The sequence below is a fragment of the Pseudomonas sp. 05T35 genome, assembly GCF_056396605.1.
Map to the genome: position 1 here is coordinate 1 of NZ_JBFTLU010000902.1, position 580 is coordinate 580.

A 580-nucleotide genomic window follows, 5' to 3' on the forward strand; every position below is an offset into this window, starting at 1 on the left:
GGATCAGCGGAATTGAATTATGACCTGATGGCCAGGTAACCGGCCAAGAGTCGGGCTGATGAGTTTCCTGATTGATAAAGATCCGCAGAGCTAACTCATCGCTTTCGCGAACTTCCGAATCAATAGCCGCCTGTTTTAGTGGACGCAACTGTTCAAATCTGCTGGGAAGATTAATAACATCCATGGGATGCATAATGACTTGCTGATATGCAAAAGGCCCATCAACGTCAACTGCAATGTGATCAAGAGTTAAATAATCTGGAGGTTTATTTCCTCCAAAGTGGTCATCAAACCGGACCAATCTTTTTAAAACGAGGCGTGTTGGATCCTGCAGCAGGATTTCTAACGTTGATCTGTGTATAGCTTTACGACTGAGTGCAACAGACCCTCCTGAAGGAGTTTTATCAACTGTAAATCTATCCCGCCCCCCCAATCAACAATAAGTTTTGAAAGTGCATCTCCTGAAGAGTTAAAAGTATAGAAATCATAGTCACCATCATAAAAACCAGTGTTAGTCGCCATCAGCCTTGAGCCTTCAAGCAAGTCCACCCATTCACTGTATGCTTGCGAACTAAAAACC

General features: G+C 43.6%; 2 protein-coding genes. Both read right to left on the reverse strand.

Annotated elements, in window-relative coordinates; all coding sequences use genetic code 11:
• Window positions 1–301: hypothetical protein (locus tag AC1DH9_RS30580; protein ID WP_477809509.1), on the reverse strand; the 301-nt coding region annotated here is incomplete at its 3' end.
• Between the two features lie 41 nt (window positions 302–342).
• Window positions 343–580 (reverse strand): hypothetical protein (locus tag AC1DH9_RS30585; RefSeq protein WP_477809510.1); only part of this gene is annotated, 238 nt, incomplete at its 5' end.